Source organism: Pseudomonas sp. WS 5010 (assembly GCF_012985565.1).
Taxonomy (GTDB): domain Bacteria; phylum Pseudomonadota; class Gammaproteobacteria; order Pseudomonadales; family Pseudomonadaceae; genus Aquipseudomonas.
The window spans coordinates 17,511-41,807 of record NZ_JAAQWQ010000002.1; the positions used below are offsets into that span (position 1 = coordinate 17,511).

At 62.4% G+C, this 24,297-nt stretch carries 21 protein-coding genes; 11 read left to right on the plus strand and 10 right to left on the minus strand.

What is annotated here, in order from left to right; translation table 11 throughout:
- Nucleotides 1-35: 35 nt before the first annotated feature.
- Together HBO11_RS04985 and HBO11_RS04990 are read right to left on the minus strand one after the other, a co-directional pair.
- Nucleotides 36-1,013: an ABC transporter permease gene (locus tag HBO11_RS04985; RefSeq protein ID WP_169956582.1), complete on the minus strand. Its 978-nt coding sequence runs from the start codon at nucleotides 1,011-1,013 to the stop codon at nucleotides 36-38.
- The gene (locus tag HBO11_RS04990; protein WP_169956580.1) at nucleotides 1,010-2,497 is read right to left on the minus strand and encodes a sugar ABC transporter ATP-binding protein; all 1,488 of its coding nucleotides are present in this window, start codon (nucleotides 2,495-2,497) and stop codon (nucleotides 1,010-1,012) included. The genes HBO11_RS04985 and HBO11_RS04990 overlap by 4 nt, the downstream gene beginning before the upstream one ends.
- Before the next feature lie 282 nt (nucleotides 2,498-2,779).
- Here HBO11_RS04990 and rpiB point away from each other — a divergent pair, with 282 nt between their 5' ends.
- The 3 genes from rpiB to HBO11_RS05005 all read left to right on the plus strand — a co-directional run bounded on the left by rpiB (nucleotide 2,780) and on the right by HBO11_RS05005 (nucleotide 6,270).
- Nucleotides 2,780-3,241 carry a ribose 5-phosphate isomerase B gene (rpiB, locus tag HBO11_RS04995; protein WP_029293723.1) on the plus strand — a complete coding sequence of 154 codons (462 nt, stop codon included), beginning with the start codon at nucleotides 2,780-2,782 and terminating at the stop codon, nucleotides 3,239-3,241.
- A gap of 63 nt (nucleotides 3,242-3,304) precedes the next feature.
- On the plus strand, nucleotides 3,305-4,285 hold the full coding sequence (locus HBO11_RS05000) for a sugar-binding transcriptional regulator (protein ID WP_029293725.1): 981 nt from the start codon (nucleotides 3,305-3,307) through the stop codon (nucleotides 4,283-4,285).
- A gap of 422 nt (nucleotides 4,286-4,707) precedes the next feature.
- On the plus strand, nucleotides 4,708-6,270 hold the full coding sequence (locus HBO11_RS05005; RefSeq protein WP_169956578.1) for a TerC family protein: 1,563 nt from the start codon (nucleotides 4,708-4,710) through the stop codon (nucleotides 6,268-6,270).
- Here HBO11_RS05005 and HBO11_RS05010 read toward each other — a convergent pair.
- Nucleotides 6,267-6,629 (minus strand): thioredoxin family protein, encoded by a 363-nt coding sequence (locus HBO11_RS05010; RefSeq protein ID WP_169956576.1) that lies wholly within the window; start codon nucleotides 6,627-6,629, stop codon nucleotides 6,267-6,269. The genes HBO11_RS05005 and HBO11_RS05010 overlap by 4 nt on opposite strands.
- 306 nt (nucleotides 6,630-6,935) lie before the next feature.
- On the opposite strand from HBO11_RS05010, the gene HBO11_RS05015 reads away from it, so the two are divergent.
- From HBO11_RS05015 to HBO11_RS05050, 8 genes are all read left to right on the plus strand, one after another.
- Nucleotides 6,936-7,781 (plus strand): transporter substrate-binding domain-containing protein, encoded by an 846-nt coding sequence (locus HBO11_RS05015; RefSeq protein ID WP_169956574.1) that lies wholly within the window; start codon nucleotides 6,936-6,938, stop codon nucleotides 7,779-7,781.
- 52 nt (nucleotides 7,782-7,833) lie between these two features.
- Entirely contained in the window at nucleotides 7,834-8,496 is a 663-nt protein-coding gene (locus HBO11_RS05020) for an amino acid ABC transporter permease (RefSeq protein ID WP_169956572.1), read from the plus strand.
- Between the two features lie 12 nt (nucleotides 8,497-8,508).
- A complete protein-coding gene (locus HBO11_RS05025; RefSeq protein WP_057440845.1) occupies nucleotides 8,509-9,159 on the plus strand; it encodes an amino acid ABC transporter permease in 651 nt (216 codons plus the stop codon).
- Entirely contained in the window at nucleotides 9,156-9,923 is a 768-nt protein-coding gene (locus HBO11_RS05030; protein WP_169956570.1) for an amino acid ABC transporter ATP-binding protein, read from the plus strand. Before HBO11_RS05025 ends, HBO11_RS05030 begins: the two co-directional genes overlap by 4 nt.
- Before the next feature lie 15 nt (nucleotides 9,924-9,938).
- Nucleotides 9,939-10,328 carry a RidA family protein gene (locus tag HBO11_RS05035; protein ID WP_032857221.1) on the plus strand — a complete coding sequence of 130 codons (390 nt, stop codon included), beginning with the start codon at nucleotides 9,939-9,941 and terminating at the stop codon, nucleotides 10,326-10,328.
- A gap of 178 nt (nucleotides 10,329-10,506) precedes the next feature.
- A complete protein-coding gene (locus HBO11_RS05040; RefSeq protein WP_169956620.1) occupies nucleotides 10,507-11,271 on the plus strand; it encodes an IclR family transcriptional regulator in 765 nt (254 codons plus the stop codon).
- Nucleotides 11,272-11,288: 17 nt separating this feature from the next.
- Nucleotides 11,289-12,497: an amino acid deaminase gene (locus tag HBO11_RS05045; RefSeq protein WP_169956568.1), complete on the plus strand. Its 1,209-nt coding sequence runs from the start codon at nucleotides 11,289-11,291 to the stop codon at nucleotides 12,495-12,497.
- Between the two features lie 117 nt (nucleotides 12,498-12,614).
- Nucleotides 12,615-13,523 carry a sugar kinase gene (locus HBO11_RS05050; RefSeq protein WP_169956566.1) on the plus strand — a complete coding sequence of 303 codons (909 nt, stop codon included), beginning with the start codon at nucleotides 12,615-12,617 and terminating at the stop codon, nucleotides 13,521-13,523.
- A 108-nt stretch (nucleotides 13,524-13,631) separates the two neighbouring features.
- Here HBO11_RS05050 and HBO11_RS05055 read toward each other — a convergent pair whose 3' ends face one another.
- The 7 genes from HBO11_RS05055 to HBO11_RS05085 all read right to left on the minus strand — a co-directional run bounded on the left by HBO11_RS05055 (nucleotide 13,632) and on the right by HBO11_RS05085 (nucleotide 24,289).
- Nucleotides 13,632-13,907 carry a peptidylprolyl isomerase gene (locus tag HBO11_RS05055; protein WP_029293742.1) on the minus strand — a complete coding sequence of 92 codons (276 nt, stop codon included), beginning with the start codon at nucleotides 13,905-13,907 and terminating at the stop codon, nucleotides 13,632-13,634.
- 41 nt (nucleotides 13,908-13,948) lie between these two features.
- A complete protein-coding gene (locus HBO11_RS05060) occupies nucleotides 13,949-16,498 on the minus strand; it encodes a PAS domain-containing protein (protein WP_169956564.1) in 2,550 nt (849 codons plus the stop codon).
- 144 nt (nucleotides 16,499-16,642) lie between these two features.
- Nucleotides 16,643-18,595 carry an acetoacetate--CoA ligase gene (locus HBO11_RS05065; RefSeq protein WP_169956538.1) on the minus strand — a complete coding sequence of 651 codons (1,953 nt, stop codon included), beginning with the start codon at nucleotides 18,593-18,595 and terminating at the stop codon, nucleotides 16,643-16,645.
- Between the two features lie 145 nt (nucleotides 18,596-18,740).
- Nucleotides 18,741-19,514 (minus strand): 3-hydroxybutyrate dehydrogenase, encoded by a 774-nt coding sequence (locus HBO11_RS05070; RefSeq protein ID WP_057959252.1) that lies wholly within the window; start codon nucleotides 19,512-19,514, stop codon nucleotides 18,741-18,743.
- 7 nt (nucleotides 19,515-19,521) lie between these two features.
- Nucleotides 19,522-20,913, minus strand: coding sequence for a GntP family permease (locus tag HBO11_RS05075; protein WP_029293751.1), 1,392 nt, complete (start codon nucleotides 20,911-20,913; stop codon nucleotides 19,522-19,524).
- A gap of 286 nt (nucleotides 20,914-21,199) precedes the next feature.
- Nucleotides 21,200-22,606, minus strand: a complete 1,407-nt coding sequence (locus HBO11_RS05080) for a sigma 54-interacting transcriptional regulator (protein WP_169956536.1) — start codon at nucleotides 22,604-22,606, stop codon at nucleotides 21,200-21,202.
- A gap of 105 nt (nucleotides 22,607-22,711) precedes the next feature.
- Nucleotides 22,712-24,289, minus strand: coding sequence for an ABC transporter ATP-binding protein (locus HBO11_RS05085; protein ID WP_169956534.1), 1,578 nt, complete (start codon nucleotides 24,287-24,289; stop codon nucleotides 22,712-22,714).
- Nucleotides 24,290-24,297: the final 8 nt, after the last annotated feature.

The window sequence follows — 24,297 nt, forward strand, 5'->3', positions numbered from 1 at the left end:
TTGTGGTCGTTCAGTTCGGTTCAGAGCAAAAGCGACTAGCGTTTTTTCTTGCGCCACACGTCGATCAACACCGCGAGCACGATGATCAGGCCCTTGGCGACCTGTTGGTAATAGGAGGACACGCCGAGCAGGTTCAGGCCGTTGTTGATCACCCCGATCAGCAGCGCGCCGAACAGCGTGCCGACAATGGTGCCGACGCCGCCGGACAAGCTGGTGCCGCCGATCACCACGGCGGCAATCGCATCCAGCTCATAAGACATACCCGCCTGGGGCAGGGCGGAGGTGGTGCGCGCGGACAGCACCACGCCTGCCAGGCCGGCCAGCAAACCCGAAACCACATACACCGAGAACGTCACCTTGCGCACGCCGATCCCTGAGGTGCGCGCGCTTTTTTCATTGCCGCCCACCGCGTACACATAGCGCCCGTAGGTGGTGTAGCGCAGCACCATCCAGAAAATCAGTGCGACCACGGCAAAGATGACGACCGGTACGCCAATCGGTCCGAGCTTGCCGATGCCCAGCGCCAGGTAGGCGTCCGGCAGGTCGGTGACCGGGCTGCCGTCGTTGAGGATAAAGGTCATGCCTCGGGCAATACTCAGCATGCCGAGGGTGGCGACAAAGGGCGGGATCGACAGGTTGGCCACCATGAACCCGTTGACCACCCCCAGCATCGCCCCGGCAAACATCCCGGCGCTGACGGCAGCGAGCAGGCCGTAGCCCTGGGTCGCGACCAGGGCGCTGCACAGGCCGGCGAAGGCGAGGATCGAGCCTACCGAGAGGTCGATGCCCTTGGTCAGGATCACATAGGTCATGCCCACCGCCAGGATGCCGTTGATGGATGTCTGGCGCAGGATGTCCATCCAGTTGCGCCAGGTCATGAAGTATTCGCTGGCAAACGCCATGACCACGCACAGCAGGATAAACACCAGCGGCAGGCCAAAGCGGTCGAGGGAAAGCCGCAGGCGGCTGCGCGCGGGGGTGGTCAGTGGCGTGGCAAGGGTTTTGGCGTTCATGAGGCAAGACTCAACAAGGCTTCCTGGGAAAGGGCGGTGTCGCTGCTGATAGTCACCAGGCGGCCGCCCTTGAAGACCGCGATACGGTCACTCAGGTGCAGCAGTTCCGGGGCCTCGGACGACACCACGATGGCCGCGCCACCGGCGCGCACGAACTGGTCGAGCAAGTGATAGATCTCCTGCTTGGCGCCTTCATCGATGCCCCGGGTCGGCTCGTCGCACAGCAGGCACACCGGTTGGGTCGACAGGCATTTGGCGAGCACCACCTTTTGCTGGTTGCCACCGCTCATGGACGCCACCGGCAGGTCCAGGGAGGTGGTCTTGATTTGCAGGCGCTTGACCATGTCCTCGGCCAGTTGGTTTTCCTTGCGCGCGTTGATCAGCGACCAGTTCGACAGCTGCTTGTACGCCGACAACGCGATGTTCGAGAGGATGCTGGAGCTGAGCACCAGGCCGCTTTCCTTGCGGTCTTCGGTGACCAGGGACATGCCGGCGCGGATGGTCGCCTTGGGCAGGCCGATGGGCATCGGCTTGCCTTGCAGGGTGACGCTGCCGGCGTCCGGGGTGGTCAGGCCGTAGATGCAGTTGAGGAACTCGCTGCGCCCCGAGCCCATCAGGCCGTAGATGCCGAGGATTTCGCCCTGGCGCAATTGCAGGCTGATGTCCTGGAACTCGCCGCTGCGGCTCAGGCCCTGGACGTCCAGGCAACACTCGGCGGCGCTTTCGCGGCCGACCTTGTGGTCGATGCGTGTCAGTTCCTGGCCGACGATGCCGCGCACCAGGTGGGCGCGGTCGATATCGGCCATGCGCCCGCTTTCGACGAAGGCGCCATCGCGAAAGATGCTGTAGTCGTCGGCAATCTGCGCAAGCTCGCTGAGGCGATGGGACACATAGACGATCCCGGCGCCACGGGCGGTGAGGCGGCGGATGGCCTTGAACAGGGTTTCGGCTTCGCGCTCGCCGATGGCGGACGTGGGTTCGTCCATGATCATCACCTGGCAGTCATGGCTGAATGCCTTGGCGATCTCCACCAGTTGGATCTGCGCCACGCTCAAGCGGTGCATGGGCGCGCTGGCGTCGACCTCGAACTCCAGGCTTTCCAGGAGTTCGCGGGTGCGCCGGTGCAGTTCCTTGCTGTCGACGATGCAGCCGGCGCGCCGAGGTTCGCGGCCCAGCCAGATGTTTTCGGCGACGCTCATGTAGGGGATTGGCTCCAGCTCCTGGGTGATCATCGCGACCCCCGCCGCCAATGCTTCGCTGGGGCGATGGAAATGCACGGGGGCGCCATTGAGCAGGATGCTGCCGGCGTCACGCTGGGTGATGCCCATCAAGATACTGAGGAACGTGGATTTGCCGGCGCCATTGCCGCCGCACAGGGCATGCACACTGCCGGCCCGCAGCGAGAGGCGGCCGTCACGCAGGGCAGGGATGCCGGCGTAGGCCTTGGCGACGTGTTCAGCCTGGAGCAGTAATGGCGTGGCCATCGGCGTGTCCTCGTGCTGTGAGTTCTTATTAGGTACACAGTCGTGTTGCTGCGTGATCATATGTGTATCAAATGAAATTCTGATCAGTCAATCTCTTTCATTGAAAACTTGTAATCGCCAAGGTTTTCTTGATGTATGGCGTTTTAGAGGGGTTTGACTGGAGGGTCAGTTAAAACGTGCTTGACAGTTGCGAGGGAATATCCGAGAAATGACTGATCGAAATTTCATTGAGTGATCATATGATCAGTCTTAAGCTTCACCACGGCAGCGGAGCCTAATGCCATGAACACACCTTTCCCGGTGGCTATCGGATGTGACGAAGCGGGTTTTGAGCTCAAGGAGCTGTTAAAGCGCCATATCGAGGCGCTGGGGTATCCGGTGACCGACTTTGGCACCCATTCCACAGCGCCGGTGCTCTACCCGGATATTGCGCTGGCGGTGGCCACGGCCATCAATGCCGGGCAGCAGCGCCTGGGGGTGCTGGTGTGTGGCACGGGCATCGGCATGGCGATCTCGGCCAATAAAGTCTTGGGTATTCGCGCGGCCCAGGCCCATGACACCTATTCGGCGGAGCGCGCGCGCAAGAGCAACGATGCGCAGATCCTGTCCATCGGTGCGCGGGTGGTGGGGGCGGAACTGGCCAAGAGCATCGTCACCGCGTTTCTGGCCTCGGAGTTCGAGGCGGCGCGGTCCGGGGCCAAGGTCGAGCGCATCAATGCCATTGAGCGTGATGGGCATCAGTAGTGGACGGAGCAGGGTAAGAGTCGGGAGAATGCGCCTTTGACGCCGAAACGGAAGCCCGTCCCCATGAGTGACAGTACCCTGCGCACCGCCAGCGATATCGATCTGATGACCGAAGTGGCGATGCTCTATTACCTGGAGAACGTCACTCAGGAAGCCATCGCCAAGCGCTTTGACCTGTCCCGGGCGAAAGTCAGCCGGCTGCTCAAGCGTGCGCGCGATGAAGGGATTGTCGAGGTGCGGGTGCTGCAGCATCCGGCGATGAACAACGAACTGGAACAGGCGCTGGTGGAGCGTTTCCAGTTGGATCGCGCGTTGATCGCGGTCGACCACAGCGACGCCGACACCCAGCGTTCCGCCGTGGCCAGCCTGGTGGCCAACTACCTGAACAAGACCCTGGGCGACGGCATGATTGTCGCCGTGGGCATGGGGCGCAATGTGGGGGCGGTGGCCGATAACGTGTTTTTGCCGGTAACGCGCAACTGCACGTTTGTCTGCGCCATTGGCGGTTCGCTCAAGGCCGGCGAATACATGAACCCCGACCATATCTGCCGCCGCCTGGCCCTGCGTTTTGGTGGCGAGAGCGAAAGCCTGTACGCCCCGGCGCTGGTGGCCAACCCGGAACTGCGCAGCGTGCTGATCAGCAACGACACCGTACGCTCGACCCTCGACCGCGCACGGCGTGCCGATATGGCGCTGATCGGTATTGGTGACATGAGCGAAAACAGCAACATGGTGCGCATGGGCTGGTTCTCACCCCAGGAAATCGCCCAGGCGCGCTTGTCCGGCACGGTGGGTGACATGATGGGTTACGACTTTATCGACATCCACGGCCAGCCGGCGGTCAACGCCATCCAGGGGCGGGTGATCGGCTTGACGGTGCAGGAGTTGTTCCGCATTCCCGATGTGGTGGCGATTGCCAGTGAAAACACCAAGGCCGCCGCGACCCTGGGGGCGTTGCGCTCGGGGGTGATCAATACCCTGGCGACCACGGTTACCAATGCCCACACCATCCTGGCGCTGGACGACGCTACCCGTAAAACCTGACCTGTCTCCTCTCAAAATATGGGCACTGGCGTGTGTGAGGGGGCTGGCTTGTGTAGGAGCTGGCTTGCCAGCGATAGCATCGCCTCGATCTACCTGATACACCGAGGTGTCTGCATCGCTGGCAAGCCAGCTCCTACACAAGCTCACAGCACAGGCTTCTGGGGGTGGCTTTTACAGATCTTGTAATAGTTTTAAATTGTAGGAGATTTGTATTTACGCTGTAGGATTAAAGTCCTTTTCTCACTGCAGGACTTGCATGAACACCCTCTCGGAGCCCCCCAGTCGTCTTTCCCCAAGACCGCTACTGCCGACGTTCCCGCTGAAACATCCTCTATTCAGACTGCTAACCTTTTCCCGGTCACCCGACCGCGTCTTGTTGTGCCCGGCATTCTGAAAATCAATAAAGAGACAGAGACTTCTATATGGAATGGTTAGCGGATCCAACGGCCTGGCTCGGCCTGTTGACCTTGATTGTGTTGGAACTGGTGCTGGGTATCGACAATCTGGTGTTTATCGCGATCCTCGCGGACAAGCTGCCGCCGGAGCAGCGTGACCGTGCGCGGTTGATCGGTTTGTCCCTGGCGCTGATCATGCGCCTGGGCTTGCTGGCGAGTATTTCCTGGTTGGTGACCTTGACCCAGCCGTTGTTCGAGGTGTTCGACAAGAGCTTCTCCGGACGCGACCTGATCATGCTGTTTGGTGGTGTGTTCCTGTTGTTCAAGGCCACCATGGAATTGCATGAGCGGCTCGAAGGGCATGTCACCGAACGTACCGGCAATGCGGCCTACGCGATGTTCTGGCCGATCGTGGCGCAGATCGTGGTGCTGGACGCCGTGTTCTCCCTCGACGCAGTGATTACTGCGGTCGGCATGGTGGACGAGCTGGCGGTGATGATGATCGCGGTGATCGTGTCCATCGGCGTGATGATCGTGGCCAGCAAGCCGCTGACCCGCTTCGTCAACGCGCACCCGACGGTGATCATGCTGTGTCTGGGCTTCTTGATGATGATTGGTTTCGCCCTGACCGCCGAAGGCCTGGGCTTCCACATCCCGAAAGGCTACCTGTACGCGGCCATCGGTTTCTCGATCCTGATCGAGGTGTTCAACCAGATCGCCCGGGCGCGCCGCAAGAAGTCGGCGCAAGGCGTGCGGCCGATCCGTGAGCGCACTGCCCATGCGGTGATGCGCTTGCTGGGTGGTCGCAGCCTGGCGGTGGAAGAGGTGGGTGAGGACGTTACGGACCTGCTGGGCGACTCCCAGGGCAGTCAAGGCCCGCTGTTCGACCGCCGTGAGCGCGTGATGATCAGCGGTGTATTGCAGCTGGCCGAGCGGCCGATCCGCACCTTGATGACCCCGCGGGCGAATGTCGACTACATCGACTTGGCCGACGACCCGGAGACGATTCGCCTGAAATTGATGCACTCGTCCTACTCGCGCTTGCCGCTGATCCGTAATGGCGCGGTGGATGAGCCCCTGGGCTTCGTGCATAAGAAGGAGTTGCTCAAGGAGTACCTGGCCGGCAACGAGCCGAACCTGGAACACCTGGCGCGGCGGGCAATCAACCTGCTCGACAGCTTCTCGATCCTCAACGCCCTGGAGCAGATGCGCCAGGAGTCGACGCACATCGCCTTTGTGATCAACGAATTCGGCGATTTCATGGGGGTGTTGAGCATGACTGACATCCTCGAATCCATCGCCGGTGAGTTGCCCGATGCCAGTGAAGTCGAAGGCCCGGACATCGTCCAGGAGCAGGGCGGTTACCGTGCCAACGGTGCGTTGAACCTGAACCTGATTCGCCAGCGCACGGGTTTCCAGGCGGTGGCCACCGAGGATTACCAGACCTTGGCTGGCCTGGTCATGAGCCTGTTGGATCGCCTGCCGGTGGTGGGTGACAGCCTGGAATACGAAGGCTGGCGCTTGACGGTGGCGGCGGTGGAGGAGCGCCGGGTGACGCAGGTGTTGCTGATGCCTGTCACGGCGGGTTAACGGGGTTTTGCCCTTTTGGTCGGCACACCCCGGGTGTGCCGCTCGAAGGTTCTCTTCAGGGTCTGCTCCTGGGTCTCCCAGGGGCCGAACCCCTTGAGCTTTTCGACCAGCCTGCCGTTTTTCAATATCAGCAGCGTCGGTGTGCCGGTCACCTCGGGATGCCGTGGGGTCTGGCTCGTATCGAGTACATAAAGCGCTACCTGACGGCGATAGCGGCCGGCCACTTTGCGAAACAGTGGCTTGGCCGCGCCGCACGCCGGGCACTGGGGCGATACAAAGAGCATGAACACCGTGCGTTGTGTCTGCAGCGCCTGTCTATACGCATCTGCGTTATCGATCAGCGTGTTGATCAGTCCCATGACAATCTCCTTATAGGCCGGTGGCCAAACCCTAAGCCGGGCGGGCCGGACGGTCTACTGTGAGAATTCACAGGTAACGCACCCAAATGTGACGGATCGCAACGGATTGGGGCGCACGGTAGCAGTGTGTCTGGTGTGACTGGCGCGGCGCTGGTTCGTCGATGCGTCCTTATCTGGCTGATTTAAAACACCTTTAACTCTTCAATATTTTTCTGTTACTGGCTGTGGCACACTTTCTGCTGTCTATTCCGTTGTTACATACCATGTTCCGGTATAGCGGAATACACAACTCCTGGAGTGCTTGTCATGCATCGCCGACCTTCCGTGTTTAAAGCCTGTGTTTTTCTGTTCGCCGCCTCGGCTTCCCTCGCCAGCCAAGTGCAGGCCGACAGCAAGCTCGATGAAGTGCTCAAACGTGGGCATCTGCTCGTCGGTACAGGCAGTACCAATGCGCCGTGGCACTTCCAGGGAGCGGATGGCAAGTTGCAGGGTTTTGATATCGATATCGGACGTATTGTCGCCAAGGGCCTGTTCAACGACCCGAGCAAGGTCGAGTTTGTGGTGCAGTCCTCCGATGCGCGGATTCCCAACCTGTTGACCAACAAAGTCGACATGAGCTGCCAGTTCATCACCGTCACCGCCAGCCGCGCGCAACAGGTGGCGTTCACCCTGCCGTACTACCGCGAAGGCGTGGGCCTGCTGTTGCCGGCCAACAGCAAATACCAGCAACTCGAAGACCTGCAGGCAGCGGGCGACGACGTCACCGTGGCGGTGCTGCAAAACGTCTACGCCGAAGAACTGGTGCACCAGGCGCTGCCCAAGGCCAAGGTCGACCAATACGACAGCGTCGACCTGATGTACCAGGCCGTGAACTCCGGGCGTGCCGACGCCGCTGCCACCGACCAGTCTTCGGTCAAGTACCTGATGGTGCAGAACCCCGGCCGCTACCGCAGCCCCACCTACGCCTGGAGCCCGCAAACCTACGCGTGCGCGGTCAAGCGTGGCGACCAGGATTGGCTGAACTTCGTCAACACGGCGCTGCATGAAGCCATGACCGGCGTCGAGTTCCCCACCTATGCGGCCTCGTTCAAGCAGTGGTTTGGCGTCGACCTGCCGAGCCCGGCGATTGGCTTTCCGGTGGAATTCAAATGATTGTTGAGCGCGCGGCGTCGCAGCGGGCGCCCCGCTCAAGGTACTGCCGACCATGAACTATCAGTTGAATTTTGCCGCAGTCTGGCGCGATTTCGACACCTTGCTCGCGGGCCTCGGCCTGGGCCTGCAACTGGCCTTGCTGTCGATTGCCATCGGCTGCGTGATCGGCCTGTTGATGGCTTTTGCCATGCTGTCCCGGCACCGTGCGCTGCGCATCCTGGCCTCGGTGTATGTGACGGTGGTGCGCAACACGCCGATCCTGGTGCTGATCCTGTTGATCTACTTCGCCTTGCCCAGCCTGGGTATCCGCCTGGACAAGATCCCCTCGTTCATCATCACCCTGTCGCTGTATGCCGGGGCGTATCTGACCGAAGTGTTTCGTGCCGGCCTGTTGAATATTCCCAAGGGCCTGCGCGAAGCCGGCCTGGCGATTGGCCTGGGGGAGTGGCAGATCCGCGCCTATATCACGGTGCCGGTGATGCTGCGCAACGTGCTGCCGGCGCTGTCGAACAACTTTATCTCGCTGTTCAAGGACACCTCCCTGGCGGCGGCGATTGCGGTGCCGGAGCTGACCTATTACGCCCGCAAGATCAACGTCGAAAGCTACCGGGTGATTGAAACCTGGCTGGTGACGACCGCGCTCTATGTGGCTGCCTGTTACCTCATCGCCCTGCTGCTGCGTTACCTGGAACAGCGCCTGGCGATTCGTCGATGAGAGGGGTTTTGCATGTATTGGCTGCATGAGTTGTGGATCGCCCGGGCAACCCTGTGGGCGGGGTTCCAGACCAGTGTGTATTGCTCGGTGCTGGCGATTATCTTCGGCACCCTGATCGGCATTGTCGCCGGGCTGGTGCTGACCTACGGCAAGTTCTGGATGCGCGCGCCGTTTCGTCTGTACGTTGACCTGATCCGTGGCACCCCGGTGTTTGTGCTGGTGCTGGCCTGCTTCTATATGGCACCGGCGCTCGGTTGGCAGATCAGTGCGTTCCAGGCCGGCGCCCTGGGCCTGACGCTGTTTTGCGGCTCCCACGTCGCCGAGATTGTGCGCGGTGCGCTGCAAGCCATTCCCCGTGGGCAACTGGAAGCGGGCAAGGCCATCGGCCTGACCTTCTATCAGTCCCTGGGCTATGTGTTGCTGCCCCAGGCACTGCGGCAGATTTTGCCGACCTGGGTCAATTCCTCCACCGAGATCGTCAAGGCCTCGACCCTGCTGTCGGTGATCGGCGTCGCCGAATTGCTGTTGAGCACTCAGCAAGTGATCGCCCGGACCTTCATGACCCTGGAGTTCTACCTGTTCGCCGGGTTTCTGTTCTTTGTCATCAACTACGCCATCGAGTTATTCGGGCGCTACATTGAAAAGCGGGTGGCCTTGCCATGAATCAACCATTGCTCAACATCAGCGGCCTGCGCAAACAATACGGCGCGGTGGAAGTCCTCAAGGGCGTCGATCTGTCGTTGCAGCGCGGCAACGTGGTGACCTTGATCGGCTCCAGCGGCTCGGGCAAGACCACGCTGCTGCGCTGCGTCAACCTGCTGGAGGAGTTCCAGGGCGGGCAGATTACCCTCGACGGAGAGTCCATTGGCTATGCCGATGTTGCCGGCAAGCGCGTACGCCACCCGGAAAAACTCATCGCCCAACACCGCGCCATGACCGGCATGGCGTTCCAGCAATTCAACCTGTTCCCCCATCTGAGCGCGTTGCAGAACGTCACCCTGGGCCTGCTCAAGGTCAAGCATATGGGCAAGGACGAGGCAGTGGCCCTCGCGGAAAAATGGCTGGAGCGCGTGGGCCTGCTGGAACGGCGCAACCACTTCCCCGGTCAGTTGTCCGGCGGTCAGCAACAGCGCGTGGCGATTGCCCGGGCGATTGCGATGAACCCCAGCCTGATGCTGTTCGACGAAGTGACCTCGGCGCTGGACCCGGAGTTGGTCGGCGAGGTGCTCAGTGTGATCAAGGGCCTGGCGCAAGAGGGCATGACCATGTTGCTGGTGACCCACGAAATGCGCTTTGCCTACGAGGTCTCGGACAACATCGTGTTTATGAACCAGGGCCGGATTGAAGAGCAGGGGCCGCCCCAAGACATCTTCGAGCGCCCGCAATCGCCACGCCTGGCGGAATTTCTGAAAAGTATTCGTTTTTAATCAAGGAGCAACATTATGAGCATTACTCGTTACGGCGCCGGCAGCACCGCCGGTGGTGGCCAACCCCGCCCATTCGCCCGTGCGGTGGAGGCCGATGGCTGGTTGTACGTGTCGGGCCAGGTGCCGGCGGTGGAGGGCGAAATCATCAATGGCGGGATTGTCGAGCAGACCCACCAGACCATGAAGAACGTGGTGGCGATCCTTGAAGAGGCCGGCTACGGGCTTGAAGACGTGGTCCGGGTCGGCGTATGGCTGGAGGACCCGCGGGATTTCTGGAGTTTCAACAAAGTCTTCGGCGAGTACTTCACCCCCGAACACGCCCCGGCACGGGCCTGTGTGCAGGCGAATATGATGGTCGATTGCAAGGTTGAGATCGATTGCGTGGCCTACAAGAAAAAAGGCTAAATGCCCGATCTCAAGACCACACAAATCCAATGTGGACTGGCTGTGGGTGGGAGCGGGCTTGCCCGCGATAGCATAGTGTCAGTCGCTAAATGGTTGGTTGACACACCGCTTTCGCGAGCAAGCCCGCTCCCACAACAGCCCCGCCCCACATGGACCTCTTACGCTGATGAAGACCGCCATGACCGAAGACACCATCAAACGCCGCGCCAAAGGCCTGGACCGGGCGTTCGATATCCTCGATTTTCTCAAGGAAGTCGGCCAGCCCCTGCGCCCCAACGATATTGCCAGTGGCATCGGCAGCCCCAAGTCCACGGTCTACGAACTGGTCGCCTCCCTGCTGGAGCGGCGGATTCTCGAAACCGTGGGCAAGGACGGGCACGTGTACCTGGGGCGTCAGTTGTACTTCCTCGGCCAGGCCCACTTGCGCCATTTCGACCTGACCCGCGAGGCCGATCACGCCTTGCAGGAGATCGTCAGCCAAACCCACGAGACCGCGCAGATGTGCCTGCTCAACGGGCGCAAGTACACGGTGGCGCTGATGCGCGAGGGCGAGCGGCATTTCCGGATTTCTTCGGATATCGGTGAAAACGCGCCGATTCCCTGGACCGCTTCCGGGCGCTTGTTGCTGGGACATTTGAGCGACCAGCAGATCATCGACCTGATCGACCACGACGACTTTATCCTGCCGGACGGCCAGCGTTTACCCCTGGACACCTTCCTCGGGCAGATCCGCCAGGCCACTGTCGATGGGTTCTTTTCCTTCGACAGTGTTGCCGACACCTTTACCCACTGCTTTGCCGCCCCGGTGCGTGACGCCCAGGGCGTCGCCATTGCGACCCTGTGCATCGTCGCTCCACGGGCCGACGCCAAGAACAATTACGCCGACTACCGCCGGGTGCTGATCGAAAGCGCCAACAACCTGGCCCGTCGCATCAATGAATAGCGAAACGGAGTAACGCCATGTCTGCCTTCAATGCCGTTGAAAAAGGTGCCGCCGCCAGCGGTGCCCACCTGGTACGCGACGTCAGCCTGCCCGCCCTGGTGCTGCATCGCGCGGCCCTGGAACACAACATCCGCTGGATGCAGGACTTTGTCAGCAGCAGCGGCGCGCAGCTGGCGCCCCATGGCAAGACCAGCATGATGCCGGCGCTGTTCCAGCGTCAGTTGGCGCAGGGCGCCTGGGGCATCACCCTGGCCACCGCCGTGCAGACCCGCGCGGCCTATGCCGGTGGCGTGCGCCGGGTATTGATGGCCAACCAATTGGTGGGCGCGCCGAACATGGCGCTGATCGCCGAGCTGCTGGCTGACCCCGGCTTTGACTTCCATTGCCTGGTCGATCACCCGGACAACGTGGCTGACCTGGGCGCGTTCTTCGCTGCCCGTGGCCTGCGCCTGAACGTGATGATCGAATACGGCGTGGTCGGCGGCCGTTGCGGTTGCCGCAGCGAGCAAGAGGTGCTGGACCTGGCACGGGCAATCAAGGCCCAGCCGGCCCTGGCGCTCACCGGCATCGAAGGTTACGAAGGGGTGATCCACGGCGAGCATGCCGTCAGCGGTATTCGCGAGTTTGCTGCGTCCCTGGTGCGCCTGGCGGTGGATATGCAGAACAGCGGTGCCTTTGACCTGGGCAAGCCAATCATCACCGCATCGGGCTCGGCCTGGTATGACCTGATCGCCGAGTCCTTCGCTGCACAAAACGCCGAAGGGCGTTTCCTCAGTGTGCTGCGCCCCGGCAGCTATGTGGCCCACGACCACGGCATCTACAAGGAGGCGCAATGCTGTGTGCTGGACCGGCGCAGCGACCTCACTGAAGGCCTGCGCCCGGCCCTGGAAGTCTGGGCCCATGTGCAATCGTTGCCGCAGCCGGGGTTTGCAGTGATTGCCCTGGGCAAGCGTGACGTGGCCTACGACGCCGGCCTGCCGGTGCCCCTCAAGCGCTACAAGGCCGGCGTGTTGCCGGCGGTGGGCGATGACGTGAGTGCTTGCAAGGTTACGGCGGTGATGGACCAGCACGCCTTCATGAGCGTGGCGGCGGGGGTTGAACTGCGTATTGGCGACATCATCTCGTTTGGCACTTCGCACCCGTGCCTGACCTTTGATAAGTGGCAGGTGGGGTGTTTGGTGGATGAGCAGTTGCAGGTGATCGAGACATTGCACACCTGTTTCTAGACCGCGTCGCGGCCATCGCAGGCAAGCCAGCTCCCACATTTGAATGTGTTCACAAATCCCAATGTGGGAGCTGGCTTGCCTGCGATGAGGCCCCAAAACCCAGCCGAGAGTCCGAACATGACCCCACACCCGCGCATCGCCCTGATCGGCGAATGCATGATCGAACTGCAACACCGCGCCGACGGCAGCCTGCAACAGAGCTTCGGTGGCGACACCCTGAACACCGCCGTCTACCTACGCCGCGAGCTGGGCGCCAACAGCACGGTGGATTACGTCACCGCCCTGGGCGATGACAGTTTCAGCGATGCCATGTGCGCGCAATGGGCCGCCGAAGGCCTTGGCCTGGACCGCGTCCAGCGCCTGCCAGGCCGCCTGCCGGGTTTGTATTGCATCCAGACCGATGCCAATGGCGAGCGCAAATTCCTCTATTGGCGCAACGAAGCGGCGGTGCGCGATTGCTTCACCACGCCAGGGGCCGAACCGGTCCTGGCCGCCTTGCCCAGCTACGACGTGCTGTATTTGAGCGGCATCACCCTGGCGGTATTGGGTGAAGTGGGGCGCGCACGCTTGCTGGCCACGCTGCTGCAAGCCCGGCAACGTGGCGCCCGGGTGGTGTTCGACAACAACTATCGGCCGCGTCTGTGGGCCAGTGTCGAAGCCGCTCGTGAGGCCTATCAGCAGGTGTTGGCGCTGGTGGATATGGCCTTGCTCACGGAGGACGATGAGCGTGCGCTGTTTGGCTATGCCGACAGCGAGCAGGTGTTCGCCGCCTATCCGGGGATTGATGAAGTGGTGCTCAAGCGCGGGGCGGATGACTGTCTGATTCGCCGGGGCGGCGAGCGTTTTGCGGTGCCGGCGGTGGTGGTAGATAAGGTGGTGGACACCACGGCGGCGGGGGATTCGTTCAGTGCGGCGTATCTGGCCAGCCGGCTCAGGGGTGGGTCGCCACAAGAAGCGGGCTTGGCGGGGCACCGGTTGGCGAGCCAGGTGATCCAGGTTCCGGGTGCGCTGATTCCCAGGCTATAAGGCCGCCTGCGGCGGATCGCGGGCCAGCCCGGCTCCCACATTTGGCCGGGTTCACACATCCAAATGTGGGAGCTGACTTGCCTGCGATAGCGGCCTTGAGCCAACCCCTCAGTCGCGGTAGAACACCTGCACCAAGTGATACCCAAACTTGCTCTTGATCGGCCCATGCACCACCCGCAGCGGTTTCTTGAAGATCACCGCATCGATCACCCCGACCATCTGCCCCGGCCGCACTTCACCCAGATCGCCGCCGCGCTTGCCGGACGGGCAGGTGGAGAACTTCTTGGCCAGCACATCAAAGGCTTCGCCCTTGGCAATACGCTGCTTGAGCTGTTCGGCTTCTTCGCTGGTCTTGACCAGGATATGGCGGGCTTGGGCTTTCATCGGGCAGTTACCTTGCAACGGTCGGGCTTGAAGGCGCGGGATTATGCATCAACTTGGCCATTGACGCCGATCATGCTGCGGATTTTCGTGGCCAACTGGTCGATGGAAAACGGCTTGGCCACCATGTCCATGCCGTCTTCCAGGAAGCCGCGGCGCTCGGCGGCCGTTTCGGCATAGCCGGTCATGAACAGCACTTTGAGCTCAGGGCGGTGCTGGCGGGCGATTTCCGCCAGTTGCCGGCCGTTCATGCCGGGCAGGCCGACATCGGTCACCAGCAAGTCCACCCGCAGGTCAGACTCCAGCAACGGCAAGGCCGCGCGTGCATCGGCAGCCTGGTGGGCGGTGTAGCCCAGCTCATCGAGCAGGTTGACCACCAGCATGCGCACTGCGGCATCGTCCTCGACCACCACCACGGCTTCGCCATCCAGCGCCACGGGGGCTTCCACGGGGATTTGCGGCAGGACTTTTTCCAGGGCGGTGCCGTGCAGGCGCGGCAGGTACAGGCGCACGCAGGTGCCACGCCCCGGTTCGCTGTGGATCGTGACGTGGCCGCCGGATTGCTGGGCAAAGCCATAAATCATCGACAACCCAAGGCCGGTGCCCTGGCCGATGGGCTTGGTGGTGAAAAACGGGTCGAAGGCCTTGGCCAGGATCTTGGGGGTCATGCCGGCGCCGTTGTCGCACACGCCGAGCATCACGTAGTCGCCGGCCTTGACCGGTTCCAGGGTGGTGATGTCGGTGCCGTCGAGGTAGCTGTTGGCCGTCTCGATGCTCAGTTGGCCGCCATCGGGCATGGCGTCGCGGGCGTTGATCACCAGGTTGAGCAGGGCGTTTTCCAGTTGGCTGGCGTCGGTGTTCACCGGCCAGATATCACTGCCCAGTTGCACCTTGAGGTCGATATGGGCGCCTTTGGTACGGCGGAACAGGTCTTCCAGGGACGCAACCAACTGGTTTGGGTCCAGGGGCCGGCGGTCCAGCGACTGGCGCCGGGAGAAGGCCAGCAGGCGATGGGTCAGGGCCGCCGCACGATGGGCCGAGGATACGGCGGCATCGGTGAAGCGCCCGATCTCATCGCTGCGCCCGGCGGCGATGTAGCGTTGCATCAGGTCCAGGCTGCCGATGATGCCGGTGAGCATATTGTTGAAGTCATGGGCGATCCCGCCCGTGAGCTGGCCGACCGCTTCCATTTTTTGCGCATGGCGCAGCGCATCTTCAGCGCGCTCGCGCTCGAACATTTCGTTTTGCAGGCGCTGGTTGGCCTCGGCCAGGGCCTGGGTACGCTGGGCCACGCGTTCTTCGAGGTTGTCGTTGAGGTGGCGCAGGGCTTCTTCGGTGAGTTTGCGTTCGGTCTCATCGATCACAAAGATGTAGAAGCCATTGACCGAGCCATCGGCGCTGAAGCGTGGCAGGTACTTCATCAGCGCATGCCGGGGCCGACCGTCGCGATGGGGAGTGACGGTGATGAAACTGCATGCCTTGCCCTTGAGCGCAGCAGCGATTTTGTCGGCGCGCCCGGCGTACACCTGGGCACCGATCACTTCGAGGATGGTCTTGCCATACAGCTCTTGCGGGGTCAGGCCGTACCAGTCGAGGTAGGCGCTGTTGTTCAGGCGAAAGCGCTCCTGGTGATCCACATAGCCGATCAGCACCGGCATCGCGTTGATGATCAGTTGCAGCTCGGTCTGGCTCTGGCGCAGGGCTTGCTCGGTGTGCTTGCGTTCGGTCAGGTCCAGGGCTGCACCGAGAAAACGCGCCGGTCGGCCGTGGTGATCCTTGTAGCAGCGGCCCCGGGCGAACACCCAGCGTATCTGCCCGTCGGCCTGGAGCAGGCGATATTCTTCGGCGTACTCGGTGCCATGGGTGATGCAATGCTTGATGCTGCGGGCCACCATGCCGCGGTCTTCCGGGTGCACGCCTTGCAGGTAGTCACTGATGGGCAACTGGTGGGCGTTAACCGGATCAACCCCATGCAATTGGGCAAAATGGCTGTCGGCGATAAAGCGGTCTTCGCTGATATCCCAGTCCCAGGTGCCCACTGCATCGGTGGCGGCCAGGGCCAGTTGCAAGCGTTGCTCGGTATCGTGCTGGGCCTTGAGGCTGGCCTCGGAGCGTTGTTGCAGCTCCTGGGCCAGTTGCCGGCGCTCGTTGGTTTCAATCGCCGTCACCAGGACCCCGGCGACCCGGCCACGTTCGTCGCGGATCGGGCTGTAGGTCAGGTCCAGCCAGATTTCGGTGTCGCGGTGGTTGCGTTGCAGGACAAAACGCTGCTCGCTGAAGGTGCGCACCTGGCCGGCCAGCACGGCGCTGTAGATGGGGGCGGTGAAGTGTTGCAGTTCCGGCCAGACCCGGTGGGTCGGCTGGCCAAAGCCCTGGGGGTGCTTGTTGCCGGCCAGCAGGGCGAAGCCATCGTTGTAGATCTGCGTGAGTTCGTCGCCCCACAGCAACAGCATCGGCATCGGTGAGTGGATGACGATATCGATTGCCGTGCGCAGGCTTTGTGGCCAGTGGCTGGCATCACCGAGGGGGCTTGTGGCCCAGTCCAGCCGTGCGATCAGGGCCGCGGCCTCGCTGCCGGTGGGTGATCCGTTCATGTAAGTGTCCCGCGCGTAACGTCTTGAAGAATGACAGAAGCCGATTATCCCGTGCTGCGGAAACGGCTGGCTACCCCTCGAAAAATAGCATGCTTGAGGGGTTTATCTTCAAATGAGTGTGTGGGCGCTGAAACCTTTCATCTTTTATGCCAGCTCAGGGCGGTCGCGAAACTGCTCCAGGGCCTCGGGGTTGGCCAAGGCATCGGTGTTTTTCACCGGTTCGCCATGCACGACATTTCTTACCGCCAGTTCGACGATCTTGCCGCTGATGGTGCGCGGGATGTCACTCACGCTGAGAATCTTCGCCGGCACGTGGCGCGGCGTGGTGTTGGCGCGGATCACCTCGCGGATCTGCTGTTCGAGTGTGGCGTCCAGGTGTTCGCCGTCATTGAGCCGCACAAACAGCACCACGCGCACATCGTCCTGCCAGCGTTGGCCGATGGCCAGGCTTTCCAGGACCTGCGGGACTTTTTCCACCTGGCGGTAGATCTCCGCCGTGCCGATGCGTACGCCGCCGGGGTTGAGCACTGCATCCGAACGCCCGTGGATCAGCAGGCTGCCATTGGCGCGTTGCTCGGCATAGTCGCCCTGGGCCCACACACCTGGGAACTGGCTGAAATACGAGGCGCGCAGTTTTTCCCCCAGGGGGTCATGCCACAGGCCGATGGGCATGGCCGGGAAGTGCCGGGTGCACACCAGTTCACCTTTTTCGCCGACCAGCGGCCGGCCCTGGTCGTCCCACACTTCGATGGCCATCGCCAGGCTCTTGCATTGCATTTCACCGCGCCGTACCGGCAGCACCGGGTTGCCGATGACAAAGCAGGAGACGATGTCGGTACCGCCCGACATCGACGACAGGCACAGCTCCTGCTTGATCTCGCGGTACACGTAGTCGTAGCTCTGGGGCGACAGTGGCGAGCCGGTCGAGATCAGGCCCTTGAGGCTACCCAGGTCATGGCTGCGGCGCGGTTGCAGGCCGGCTTTTTCCAGGGTGGCGAGGAATTTCGGGCTGGTGCCGAACACGCTGATGCGCTCCTGGTCGATCAGGTCAATCAGGCGCTCGGGCCCCGGATGAAATGGCGAGCCGTCATACAGCACCACCGTGGCGTCGATGGCCAGTACCGAGACCAGCCAGTTCCACATCATCCAGCCGCAGGTGGTGTAGTAGAACAAGCAGTCGTCGCGCGACAGGTCGGCGTGCAGGCCGTGTTCCTTGAGGTGGGTCAGCAGCACGCCACCGGTGCCGTGGATGATGCACTTGGGCACGCCGGTGGTGCCGCTGGAGTAGAGGATGTACAGCGGGTGGTCGAAGGGCACGGCGACAAACTGCGGTTCGCCGCCCGCGCGGTAGAAGTCATCCCACAGGGCTACGTTGGCCTGGGTCTGGTAATCCTCGACGCGCGCCTCGGGCCGGGCGTAGGGCACGATGATCAGTTGTTGCAGGGTGGGCAGGCGCTCGAGGATTTCATTGAGCTTGGCGCTCTGGTCGATCAGCTTGCCAGCGTAGCGATAGCCGGCGCAGGTGATCAGCACCTTGGGTTCGATCTGGCCGAAGCGGTCGATCACCCCTTGGGTGCCGAAATCCGGCGAGGAACACGACCAGATCGCCCCGAGGCTGGTAGTGGCAAGCATGCCCACCAGGGTTTGCCAGGTATTGGGCATGCACGCCGCCACCCGATCTCCCTGGCCCACGCCGGCTGCTTGCAGGCTGCGCTGCAGGCCGGCGACGTGGCGGGCCAGTTCGGCATAGGTCAGTTGTTCGCGCTGGCCGTCTTCGCTGATGGTGACCACGGCGGGGTGGTCATCGCGGCGGCGCAGCAGGTGCTCGGCAAAGTTCAGGGTGGCGCCGGGAAACCATTGCGCGCTGGGCATCTGCGCGCCTTCCACCAGCACTGTGCCGGGCGGCGTACGAAACTGCACGTCGAAGAACTCGACAATCGCCGCCCAGAACGCCGGGCGCTGGTCGATGCTCCATTGGTGCAGGCTGGGGTAATCGTTGATCTGCAAGGCGTGGCGATCATTGATAAAGCGCCGGAACTGGTCCATCCGGGTGTTGTGGATGCGTTCCGGGCTGGGTTGCCAGAGGATATCGGACATGGCGCACTCTCTTGTTCTTGTATGAAATCTGCCAGGCATCACACATCTAAACTGTGGGAGCTGGCTTGCCTGCGATAGCGGTGGTGGCTGGCCGACCGCTATTGCAGGCAAGCCAGCTTCTACAGGGGGTTTGCGGTGTTTGGGTTTACTGGGCCAACCACCCGCCATCGATGTTCCACGCCGCGCCACGCACCTGGCTGCCGGCCTCGCTGCACAGGAACAGTACCAGCTCACCCAACTGCGGTGGCGTGACAAATTCCAATGACGGCTGCTTCTCGGCCAGCAGGTCATGCTGGGCCTGTTGCGGGTCGACGCCTGCGGCAATGCGGTCATCGATCTGCTTTTGCACCAGCGGGGTCAAGACCCAGCCGGGGCAAATGGCGTTGCAGGTCACGTTGCTGGTGGCGGTTTCCAGGCCAACGACCTTGGTCAGGCCGATTACCCCATGCTTGGCCGCGACGTAGGCCGCCTTGCCCACCGAGCCGACCTGGCCGTGCACCGAAGCGATGTTGACGATCCGCCCCCAGCCCTTGGCCTTCATGCCCGGCAGGCTCAGGCGCGTGCTGTGGAACACCGACGACAGGTTAATGGCGATGATCGAGTCCCAGCGCTCCACCGGAAAATCTTCCACCGCCGCCACATGCTGGATGCCCGCGTTATTGACCAGGATGTCGATGCCACCGAACTCGCGCTCGGCGTAGGCGACCATCTCGGCGATCTGCGCCGGGTCGCTGACATCGGCCGGGTGATGGCCGACCTTGCCGCCAAACGCCTGCACTTGGGCGATCACCGCGCTGGCATCGCCGAAGCCGTTGAGGATCAGGTTGGCGCCGGCCTTGGCCAGGCTCAGTGCAATGCCCAGGCCGATGCCGCTGGTGGAGCCGGTGACCAGGGCGGTCTTGCCGTTCAATGTCGTCATGAAAACCTCACACAATGCCGGTGGCGTAGAAAGTACCGATCACCACGAACACCGCGAGGGTCTTGATGATCGTGATGCCGAAAATGTCCTTGTAGGCTTCGCGGTGGGTCAGCCCGGTCACCGCCAGCAGCGTGATGACCGCGCCGTTGTGGGGCAGGGTGTCCATGCCGCCGCTGGCCATGGCCGCGACCCGGTGCAGCACTTCCAGGGGGATATTGGCGGCATGGGCCGCGGAAATAAAGCTCTCGGACATGGCCGCCAGGGCGATGCTCATGCCGCCGGAAGCAGAGCCGGTGATACCGGCCAACAGGGTCACGGTAATCGCCTCGTTGACCAGCGGGTTGGGGATGCCCTTGAGCCAGTCCGCCAACACCAGGAAGCCCGGCAGCGAAGCGATCACCGCACCGAAGCCGTATTCCGAAGCCGTGTTCATCGCCGCCAGCAGCGCGCCGCTGACTGCGCTTTTACTGCCTTCGGCCAGCTTGCTCTTGATCGCCGAAAAGCCGAATACCAGGACCATGATGATCCCCACCAGCAAGGCGGCCTGCACCGCCCAGATCGCGGTGAGCTTGGCAATTTCCGTGGTCACCGGCGCGCTCATGCCCGGCAGGGCAAGGCTGTGGGTCTTGCCGTACCACTGCGGGATCCAGTGGGTGAACAGCAGGTTCATCACCCCCACCAGAATCAGCGGCGACAGGGCGATCCACGGGTTGGGCAGGCTCAGGTCTTCGGCGGTTTCCGGCTCGTTGCGCAAGTCGGTGCCATAGCCTTCGCCGGCACGCTGGGCCTTGTTGCGCTGGCGTGCCAGGTACAGCATGCCGGCGCAGAACACAAAGATCGTGCCGATCAGACCCAGCCACGGCGCGGCCCAGGCGGTGGTGTTGAAGAAGGTGCTGGGGATGATGTTCTGGATCTGCGGCGTGCCGGGCAGGGCGTCCATGGTGAACGAGAACGCGCCCAGGGCAATGGTCGCCGGGATCAGGCGCTTGGGGATATTGCTCTGGCGGAACATCTCGGCGGCGAACGGGTACACCGCAAACACCACCACAAACAGCGACACGCCGCCGTAGGTCAGCAGGGCACACACCAGCACGATCACCAGCATCGCCTGGCGGGTGCCGAGCAGACGGATGGCGGCCGCGACGATCGAGCGCGAAAAGCCCGACAGCTCGATCAGCTTGCCGAACACCGCGCCGAGCAGGAACACCGGGAAGTAGAGTTTGATAAAGCCGACCATTTTTTCCATGAACACCCCGGTAAAGGCGGGGGCGACGGCGGAAGGGTCGGTGAGCAGTACGGCGCCAAGGGCGGCGATGGGGGCAAACAGGATGACGCTATAGCCACGGTAGGCGGCCAGCATCAGCAGCGCGAGCGCCGCCAGGGCAATGATCACACTCATGGTGTGTCTCCATCGGATTGTTATTGTTGTGGGGTAATGCTGTAGGAAGGGGCTATAGCGGGAAGCGTGCCAAGTTTGTAAGTTGTTGATGTATATAGATATTTATAATTTCTGTGCTGTGATTTTCATGCGCAGTCTCTATTTCAAGACAGATGAAATTCCAATGTGGGAGCGGGCTTGCTCGCGAAAGCGCTGTGTCAGGCAATGATTTGTTGCTGATAGACCGCATTCGCGGGCAAGCCCGCTCCCACAGGGGGGGTGTCTTGGTAAATAGATTTGTGTCTCTTTATTGAGATTGAGCGATGCCCAGCGCCACCATCTTTTTGTACAGCGTCGAGCGCCCAAGCCCCAATTGCTTGGCCGCCTCGATCACATTGCCCTCGCACTGGCGCAACGCGGCAGCAATCAACTGCCGGTCAAACCGCTGCCGTGCCGCGCTGAAGGTCTGGACCTCGACTGGCGCCACGGCGCTGCGCTCTACCGGGCTGAACGTACCAATCGCCGCACGAATTTCCCGCGCATCCAACACCAGGTCATCGCTGAGCAACGCTGCGCGCTCCAGCACGTTGCGCAACTCACGGATGTTTCCTGGCCAGGCATGCTCGGCCAGCAGCGCCAGGGCTTCGCGGTCCAGTTCATGCTGGCTGCGCAGTTCTTCAAGGATCGCTTCGCTCAACGCCGGAATATCATCCAGGCGTTCGCGCAGGGGCGGGACCTGGATCGGCAATACGTTGAGGCGGTAATACAAATCGGCGCGAAATTCGCCGCGCTTGATCGCGGCTTCCAGGTCGGTGGAGGTCGCGGCGATCACCCGTACGTCGCTGTGGATCATTTCGTTGGAGCCCACCGGCTCGAACTCTTTCTCCTGCAGCACCCGCAGCAGTTTGCTTTGCAGGGGCAGCGGCATGTCGCCGATTTCATCGAGAAACAACGTCCCGCCCTGGGCGATTTGCAGTTTGCCGGCGCGGCCCTTGCGGTCGGCGCCGGTGAATGCGCCGGGCGCGGTGCCGAAAAACTCGGCTTCCAGAAGGTCGTGGGGGATGGCGGCGCTGTTGATGCTGACAAAGGCCTTATGGGCGCGTGGCGAGGCGCCATGGATGGCCTGGGCCAACAGCTCCTTGCCGGTGCCGGTTTCGCCCAGCAGCAACACCGGCGACTCGGCACTGGCACTGCGCCGCGCCCGGCGCTTGACCTCCAGGCTGGCAGCGCTGGTGCCGATAAAGTGCGCGAAGTTGTATTTGCTCTGGCGCGAGCGCAGCAGCGAACGGGTCGAGGCCAACTCCTGTTGCATGCTCAGGTAGCGCTCGATCATCGGCGAGAGGTTGCGCAACTCATCGAACAGGGCAAAACCGATGGCGCCGATGACCTTGCCGGCATCGTCGTGGATCGGCAGGCGCATCACCACCAACGGGCCTTTGGGCGTGTCCTGGATATCCAGGAGGATCGGCTGGTCACTGCGCACCACCTGGCGTAGCAGGCTGTTGGAGATCACCTGTTCGCACGGCTGGCCGATGGCCTGGTCGGCGCTTTTGAGGCCGAAGCGCTTGGCGTAGCGCTCGTTCATCCACACGATGTTGGCGTCGCGATCGACAATTACCGTGCCTTCGCTGGACTGCTCGATGATCTCGAACAGGGACTGGATCGCCAGGCCACGAACGTGCGGGTAGTCCTTGAGGCTTTCGGTGGTGTTCATGCTCGGGGCGCCAACAAAAAAGATGAATGAATGACCTGATCCCCTGTAGGAGCCGGTTTGCCGGCGATGGCGATTTTACTGGCGCCATCGCCGGCAAGCCGGCTCCTACAGAGGGAGTTGCGTGGCGGCCAGCAGTTCCTGGGTGTAGGGGTGCTGTGGTGAGTCGAACACCGCCTGGCTCGGCCCACGCTCGACCACCTTGCCGTCCTTGATCACGATCATGTCGTGGGCCATGGCCCGCACAACGGCCAGGTCATGGCTGATAAACAGGTAGGTCAGGCCGTACTTTTCCTGCAATTCACGCAGCAGCGCCACCACTTGTTTTTGCACGGTGCGATCCAGGGCCGAGGTGGGCTCGTCCAGCAGCATCAAGGCCGGGCGCAGCACCAGGGCGCGGGCGATGGCGATGCGTTGGCGCTGGCCACCGGAGAATTCGTGGGGGTAGCGATGGCGGCTGGCCGGGTCCAGGCCCACATCCTGCAGCACCTTGATCACCTGCGCATCACGCTCCTGCAGGCTGCAGGGCGCGTGCACCTCCAGGCCTTCGCTGATGATCTGTTGCACCGACATGCGCGGGCTGAGGCTGCCATAGGGATCCTGGAACACCACCTGCATCTGCTTGCGCCACGGGCGCATCTGTTTCTGGCTGAGGCTATCGAGGGCCTCGCCCTGGAAGCGGATGCTGCCGCTGGAGTCGAGCAAGCGCAGGATTGCCTGGCCGAGGGTGGACTTGCCGGAGCCTGACTCGCCGACGATCCCCAGGGTCTTGCCCCGTTGCAGTTCCAGGCTGATGCCATCCACCGCTTGCAGGTACTGCCTGCGCCGGAACAGCCCGCCAGCGATGGGGAAACGCACACTCAGGCCGTCGACCTGCAACACCGTCTCGCGTGCATCCTGGCACAGTGCCGTGCCGACCGGTTCGGCATCCAGCAGCAGGCGGCTGTAGGGGTGTCGTGGGGCATTGAACAGGGTTTGGCAGTCGGCCTGCTCGACGATTTCCCCGGCCTGCATCACGCATACGCGCTGGGCAATGCTGCGCACCAGGTTGAGGTCATGGCTGATCAGCAGCAAGGACATGCCCAGGCGTTGCTGCAAGGATTTGAGCAGCAGCAGGATCTTGCGCTGCACCGTCACATCCAGGGCGGTAGTCGGCTCGTCGGCGATCAGCAGTTCCGGCTCGCAGGCCAGGGCCATGGCAATCATCACCCGCTGGCGCTGGCCGCCCGACAACTGATGGGGGTAAGACTTGAGGCGTTCCTGGGGATTGCGGATGCCCACCAGGTCCAGCAGCTCGAGGATACGCGCCTGGGCCGCCTTGCCGCCGAGGCCCTTGTGCAGCAGCAGGGTTTCGCCGATCTGCTTTTCGATGCTGTGCAAGGGGTTGAGGGAGGTCATCGGCTCCTGGAAGATCATCGCGATACGGTTGCCCCGCAGTTTTTGCAGGGTGCTGGCGGTGGCGCCGAGCAGTTCCTGGCCGCGATAGCGCACCGACCCTGTGGTAGCGGTGCCGGCCTGGGGCAGCAGTTGCAGGATCGAATGGGCCGTCACCGATTTGCCCGAGCCCGACTCGCCCACCAGCGCCAGGCACTCGCCGGGGCGGATATCCAGGCTCAGGTTGCGCACCACGGTCTGGCCGCTGAAGGCGACGCACAGGTCGCGGATCTCGATCAGGTTGTCAGTCATGGATGCAT